Origin of the sequence: Vibrio sp. OPT46 (genome assembly GCF_015163535.1) — a bacterium.
GTDB lineage: Bacteria > Pseudomonadota > Gammaproteobacteria > Enterobacterales > Vibrionaceae > Vibrio > Vibrio alginolyticus.
In genome coordinates, this window is record NZ_JADDYG010000005.1 from 42,264 (window position 1) to 48,550 (window position 6,287).

6 protein-coding genes, 1 other RNA gene and 1 pseudogene are annotated in these 6,287 nt (G+C 45.4%); 3 read left to right on the top strand and 5 right to left on the bottom strand.

Translation table 11 applies throughout. The features are described from left to right. Nucleotides 1-16: 16 nt before the first annotated feature. The 5 genes from serA to IQR33_RS00355 form a co-directional block, all read right to left on the bottom strand. Nucleotides 17-1,249 (bottom strand): phosphoglycerate dehydrogenase, encoded by a 1,233-nt coding sequence (gene serA, locus IQR33_RS00335; protein WP_017821632.1) that lies wholly within the window; start codon nt 1,247-1,249, stop codon nt 17-19. Between the two features lie 274 nt (nt 1,250-1,523). Next, complete coding sequence (gene rpiA / locus IQR33_RS00340) at nt 1,524-2,180, bottom strand: ribose-5-phosphate isomerase RpiA (RefSeq protein ID WP_005380982.1); 657 nt, start codon at nt 2,178-2,180, stop codon at nt 1,524-1,526. A 53-nt stretch (nt 2,181-2,233) separates the two neighbouring features. Further along, nucleotides 2,234-2,833, bottom strand: a complete 600-nt coding sequence (locus IQR33_RS00345) for a 5-formyltetrahydrofolate cyclo-ligase (protein WP_005384552.1) — start codon at nt 2,831-2,833, stop codon at nt 2,234-2,236. Between the two features lie 5 nt (nt 2,834-2,838). Further along, nucleotides 2,839-3,023: non-coding RNA, 6S RNA (gene ssrS, locus IQR33_RS00350), on the bottom strand. An 8-nt stretch (nt 3,024-3,031) separates the two neighbouring features. Beyond that, nucleotides 3,032-3,340: a cell division protein ZapA gene (locus IQR33_RS00355; protein WP_005384553.1), complete on the bottom strand. Its 309-nt coding sequence runs from the start codon at nt 3,338-3,340 to the stop codon at nt 3,032-3,034. A gap of 249 nt (nt 3,341-3,589) precedes the next feature. Between IQR33_RS00355 and IQR33_RS00360 the strand changes: the two genes are divergently transcribed. The 3 genes and pseudogenes from IQR33_RS00360 to IQR33_RS00370 form a co-directional block, all read left to right on the top strand. After that, complete coding sequence (locus tag IQR33_RS00360; protein ID WP_005380976.1) at nt 3,590-4,168, top strand: YecA family protein; 579 nt, start codon at nt 3,590-3,592, stop codon at nt 4,166-4,168. Between the two features lie 23 nt (nt 4,169-4,191). Beyond that, nucleotides 4,192-5,370: a 2-octaprenyl-6-methoxyphenyl hydroxylase gene (gene ubiH / locus IQR33_RS00365; protein WP_017633555.1), complete on the top strand. Its 1,179-nt coding sequence runs from the start codon at nt 4,192-4,194 to the stop codon at nt 5,368-5,370. A gap of 79 nt (nt 5,371-5,449) precedes the next feature. Further along, a pseudogene (locus IQR33_RS00370) lies at nt 5,450-6,287 on the top strand (FAD-dependent monooxygenase); the annotation flags it as partial.

A 6,287-nucleotide genomic window follows, 5' to 3' on the forward strand; every position in this document is an offset into this window, starting at 1 on the left:
GTTTCTGTTTCACTGTTTAGTGAAGGATACGAGCACGGATTGTGCCTTCAATGTTTTTGAGCTTTGTTAGAGCTTCTTCTGCTCGTTCAGTTTCAACGTCGATCACTACGTAGCCTATTTCAGCGGCTGTTTGTAGGTACTGCGCGGCAATGTTAATGCCTTCTTCAGCAAAGATGGTGTTGATCTGAGTTAGAATACCAGGACGGTTCTTGTGGATATGAAGCAGACGAGAGCACTCTCCACTGTGTTCTGGCAATGACACTTCAGGGAAGTTTACGCTTGAAAGTGTCGAGCCGTTATCAGAGTACTTAGCCAGTTTGCCCGCCACTTCTAAGCCGATATTCTCTTGTGCTTCTTGCGTTGAACCACCAACGTGTGGAGTAAGGATGACGTTATCGAATTTTTGTAAAGGAGACTCGAACGGGTCAGCATTCGTTTTTGGTTCAGTTGGGAATACATCAATTGCAGCGCCAGCAAGGTGACCAGCTTCTAAGCTATGGCAAAGTGCAGGAATATCCACAACGGTGCCACGTGCCGCGTTGATAAAGATGGAACCTGGTTTCATTCGAGCAAATTCAGCTTCACCCATCATGTTTTTCGTTTCCGGTGTTTCGGGAACGTGCAAAGAAATCACATCACATTTGTTCAATAGTTCACTCATGGTATGTACTTGCGTCGCATTACCAAGGGACAGTTTGTTCTCAATATCGTAGTAGTAAACGCGCATACCTAAGTTTTCGGCAATAATACCAAGCTGCGTACCAATGTGACCGTATCCGATAATGCCAAGGCACTTACCACGAGCTTCGTAAGAGTTGTCTGCACTTTTCTTCCAAATACCGCGATGTGCAAGTGCATTCTTTTCAGGAATACCACGCACTAGTAAAAGGATTTGCCCAAGTACAAGCTCTGCCACGCTTCGAGTGTTAGAGAATGGTGCATTAAAGACAGGAATACCGCGTTTTGCTGCTGCATCTAGGTTTACTTGGTTAGTACCAATACAAAAACAGCCAATTGCAACCAGCTTGTTCGCCGCATTGATTACCTCTTCGGATAGGTTCGTACGGGAGCGGATACCAATGAAGTGCACGTCTTTTACTGCTTCAATTAGTTCTTCTTCCGGAAGGGAACCTTTATGGTATTCAATGTTGGTATAACCAGCTGCTTGAAGAACTTCAACTGAAGAAGGGTGGAGTCCCTCTAACAAGAGGATCTTAATCTTTTCTTTTTCCAGTGAAACTTTGGCCATTTTTTCTCGTCCTTAAAATGGAAAGGTGGGCTAATGTGGCGCACATTGGGCAAAACTATTAAAAAGGGGATAATTAACAGTTTTGTAGGAAGACAAACGTTTCCCTGTGCGTCTTCTGTTCAATAAAGTAACAAAAAAAAATTGCTTTGGGTAAGAAAATTACGGAATAAGAGATAATTTTATTATAGAAAGGAATAAAAAACGGTGCCTTGCAGCACCGTATGTAATGAAATAACAGAAAAGTGAACCAGATAGGTTCATTTTGGGCTGTTATTTATTCTTCAATTTTTGCACCTTCTGGTGTGCCAGTGATCACTACGTCTGCACCACGATGAGCGAAAAGACCCACAGTCACGACACCAGCGATGCCGTTTATTTTGTCTTCCATTTCTTTCGGGTTGGTAATTTGCATATTGTGCACATCCAGAATCACGTTGCCGTTGTCAGTCACAACGCCTTCACGGTAAGCTGGATCACCACCTAGTTTTACCAATTCACGAGCCACGTAAGAGCGTGCCATTGGGATTACTTCAACAGGCAATGGGAACTGGCCAAGTACGTCAACTGCTTTAGTGCCGTCAACGATACATACGAACTTATCAGAGATTGCTGCGACAATTTTCTCACGAGTCAGAGCCGCGCCGCCGCCTTTGATCATTTCACGTGCTGGGTTGATCTCATCTGCGCCATCAACATACACATCCAGCTTCATTACATCGTTACACTCGTATACTTCAATACCAAGCTCTTTAAGGCGCTCAGTTGAAGCGACAGAGCTAGACACTGCACCTTTAATATCATCTTTGATAGTGCCTAGTGCATCGATGAAGTGATTCACGGTAGAGCCAGTACCAACACCGACAATGCTGCCTTTCTCAACATATTTTAGTGCTGCCCAACCAGCCGCTTTTTTCATTTCATCTTGAGTCATGCCAATCTCCTGAATAGATGTTCGTTAACGTTTGCGGGCGTGATTATAGCGGCTTACTTGTCACTTTCCCATTGCCATATTTGGCTTGGGGTCACGATCTTAGGTAATGGAATATCCCAGCTTTCAATTGGTAAGCGTTCTACATGTTGGCAGTCATGAGCGATACCGACAGGTTTAGCACCCTCTCCAGTTATAAACCAACGTGACAGAGTACGATCGTAGTACCCTCCGCCCATGCCTAAGCGGTGTCCGATACTGTCGAACCCAACTAAAGGCGTGCAGATTAAATCAAGCTGGCGAACGGGTTTGAGGTGTCTGATATCGAGCTTGGGCTCTAAGATGCCGTACTTGTTGTAGACGAGCTGTTCATCACTTATATACTGAAGAAACAGTAACTGACCTTTAGAAAAGGGATGGATGACGGGCAGATAAACCGATTTTCCCTGTTGCCATAACCATTCAATGAGCGGTTTAGTATCAAGCTCACCGTCTGCAGAAAGGTAGATGGCAATATGTTGCGCCTGATCGATTTCAGGAAGTTGGGAAAATTGAGTAATAAGGTCGATTCCCGCTTGGTATTGCGTATCACTGCACAGAGCGTTGCGCTTTTCACGAATCAGTTTGCGGAAGTCTTGTCGAGAGAGGTCTGACATAGAGAGAATACCCCAGGGTGCCGTTGAGGATTGTGGCCCTTGAACCAGCTGGTTCAAGGCGGATCAGCAATGACAACCGTAGGCTTCTCGGTGCATGCCGAGCTTGCTCAATAGTTACCAAATACTAACCCTTAGGTATTGCTTATCGGCTCAGGGACTTAAATCCTGCTGACGCACACCCCAGGGTAAATTTTGTATTTACTGCTGTCCTTGCGTAACTTTGCTTAGTGCGTTCTCTAAAGACGCGGTGAGCTTTTCCATTCGCTCAGTAATTTCTTGCTGTTGACCATTGGATTCGTATGACTTGGTGTGCAACTCATAGCAAATATTCAATGCAGCAAAGGTCAGCAGTTGGATTTCATTGGTTACCTTAGTACGTTCGCTCATTTCTTTCAATCGGCGATCCAGATCTTTTGCCGCTGCAACAAGAGACTCTTCTTGTCCTGTCGGACAATTCACACGTGTAAGTTTGCCTAATATTTCAACGTCGATCGCTTGATTGCTCATGATGAATAAACTCTATATTCGCGCTATCTAAGGTGTTGCTTCATACAACTACCGAGGAGCAAACTATAGGAAAACCGCTATTAAGATTCAAGCATTTCCCATCACAGAAAGAGAAATGATGACGAGATCACACAGGAATTGGGCAAATTGAACAAATGCTGTCCAAAATTGAATTTGATAGCCGTTTCAGACCACTAACCTTGATGGTAGGATATACCAATACATTATTACGCAAGAATGAGCCAAGTTATGAGTGAAATCACCCTTCCTGAATACCAATCTATTGCTGCTGAACTGCAATCGGCAAGCCTGGCTGTGACACCGGCGGAGTTACATGGCTTATTTGTTGGCATGTTAAGTGGTGGATTGGCGATCAATGATCAAACTTGGCAGCCGATTCTTTTTGACTACACCAATGATGGGATGGGGTGGCCCTCGACAGCACTCACTTTTGCTCAGAGCATATTCAACGTTACTGTTAATGAGCTTACTGGCACATCAATGGAGCTGTCTTTACTATTGCCAGATGAGCCGGGCGAAGAAGGCTTATTCGCATTAGCCGACAGTGTGTCCGACTTTGTAAACCACTTTATTTCTGGGTTAGGTCTAGCAGGCGTTGCGCTTAATAAAGCATCTGATGACGCTAAAGAAGCACTGGCTGACCTAGAAGAGATTGCCAAATTAGGCATCGATGAAGATGACGATCTTGGTGAACAAGCGCAATTGCTAGAGCAAGTGATTGAGCACATCAAAGCTTGCGTACTAACGATTCATGCTGAATTTGGTGTTCGTCCTGAAAGCAGCGACAAAAAACCTACTATTCACTAATCGTAGACCGTCCAGAGGTTAGTATGAAGCAATATGATGTAGTCATTGCTGGTGGTGCCATGGCTGGTGCAACGTTAGCATTGGCGATTGACCATTTGTCTCAGGGAAAGCTCCGCATTGCCGTCGTTGAGCCTTTTAAAGCACAATCAGATATGCACCCTGGTTTTGACTCTCGCTCAATCGCATTGTCTTACGGTACTGTCAATCTGTTGCGTCAACTACAGCTCTGGACGTCAGTAGAACCGTTTGTCACACCCATTGAACATATCCACGTTTCTGACCGTTCTCATGCTGGGATGACGGAGATTACCAAGCAAGAGGTTGGGGTTGAAGCTCTAGGGTATGTTGTAGAATTAGCCGATGTTGGGCGTGTATATCAAGAATTATTAGACAGCAGCGAATCAATTACGCTGTTTTGTCCTGACTCCGTTACCGATATCGAGCGCGAGCAAAACTGTACCCATGTGACGTTGAAAAGTGGTGAGCAACTTGAAGCAAAACTGCTGGTGGCTGCAGATGGTGCTGTTTCGACCTGTTGTCAGAAAATTGGTCTAGAACTTTCTGAGCAAGATTTTGAACAAGTGGCTGTCATTGCCAATATTGTGACTCAAGAACCTCATCAAGGTAGAGCCTTTGAACGTTTTACTGAAAATGGCCCTGTTGCTTTATTGCCAATGAGTGACAATCGAATGTCCTTAGTTTGGTGTTTGCACCCTGAAGAAGCCCAAGCCGTTCTTGAGTTATCTGATCAAGCATTTCTCCAGCATTTACAGAACGATTTTGGTTGGCGTTTAGGCGCGATGAAAAAAGTGGGGCGTCGTGCAAGTTACCCATTGCTTCTTCGCCATCGAAAGCAAAATATTTCACATCGCTTTGCGATTGTTGGAAATGCGGCGCAAACGCTGCACCCGATAGCTGGACAAGGCTTTAATCTCGGTATTCGCGATGTAGTCTCACTAGCAGAAGAAATTGTGCACCAAAGTGAGGATGTGGGTCTTTATCAAGGCCTGATGCGCTTTAGTCAACGTAGAGAAGCAGATCGAAGCGAAACTATTTGGCTAACCAGTGCCTTGGTGCATGTTTTTTCAAATGATTTACCCGCGATGCGAATTGGCCGAAATACTGCCTTAGCAGCGATGGATAACCTTTCTATTTTTAAGCAGCCGCTACTACGCCATACACTTGGCTTGGTAAAACGATGAACGGCCGCACTGAATTAGGTAATAAAAAGCAATGATGCAAAGTGTAGATATCGCCATCATCGGCGGAGGGATGGTTGGGTTGGCACTTGCTGCCGCGTTCAAAGACAGTGATCTGCGTGTCGCCGTTATTGAAGGTAAAGTGCCAGATGATTCGTTGAAAGAATTGCCCGATGTTCGTGTGTCTGCGCTGAGCCGCTCTAGTGAGACGATTTTGCGTAAACTTGGTGCTTGGCAGGGCATAGAACAGCGCCGAGCTTCACCTTACCATGGCATGGAAGTATGGGAACAAGATAGCTTTGCCAGTATTGAATTTAATGCACAAAGTATGGCACAACCTGATTTAGGGCACATTGTTGAGAATCGTGTGATTCAACTTGCGCTGCTTGAACAAGTCCAAAAGCTCGATAACGTCACTATGTTTATGCCTGCACGTTGCGCGACTCTCGCGGTCGGTGAGCAAGAAAGCTGGCTGACGCTCGATAATGGCCAAGCCATGACCGCTAAATTAGTGGTCGGAGCCGATGGGGCGAATTCGTGGCTTCGCCATCAAATGGATATTCCATTAACGCATTGGGACTATGGTCATCATGCTTTGGTCGCGAATGTCAAAACTGCTATGCCACACAACAGCATTGCGCGCCAGATATTTACTCCTCACGGACCGTTGGCATTTTTGCCAATGTCGCAACCAAATATGTGCTCTATTGTTTGGTCCACGGAGCCAAATCGAGCAGAGCAGTTAGTGGCGATGAGTGAACATGATTTCAATAAAGCGTTGACGAGTGAGTTTGATGCTCGACTTGGTCTATGTGAAGTAGTGGGAGAGCGTGCTGCGTTTCCTTTGAAAATGCGCTATGCGCGAGATTTTGTCGTCGAGCGAGTCGCGCTGGTTGGTGATGCGGCCCATACCATTCACC

Bases quoted from the DNA above. Each gene is read 5' to 3' on its own strand.
- serA (WP_017821632.1), bottom strand. From the start codon at position 1,249: ATGGCCAAAGTTTCACTGGAAAAAGAAAAGATTAAGATCCTCTTGTTA.
- rpiA (WP_005380982.1), bottom strand. From the start codon at position 2,180: ATGACTCAAGATGAAATGAAAAAAGCGGCTGGTTGGGCAGCACTAAAA.
- IQR33_RS00345 (WP_005384552.1), bottom strand. From the start codon at position 2,833: ATGTCAGACCTCTCTCGACAAGACTTCCGCAAACTGATTCGTGAAAAG.
- IQR33_RS00355 (WP_005384553.1), bottom strand. From the start codon at position 3,340: ATGAGCAATCAAGCGATCGACGTTGAAATATTAGGCAAACTTACACGT.
- IQR33_RS00360 (WP_005380976.1), top strand. From the start codon at position 3,590: ATGAGTGAAATCACCCTTCCTGAATACCAATCTATTGCTGCTGAACTG.
- ubiH (WP_017633555.1), top strand. From the start codon at position 4,192: ATGAAGCAATATGATGTAGTCATTGCTGGTGGTGCCATGGCTGGTGCA.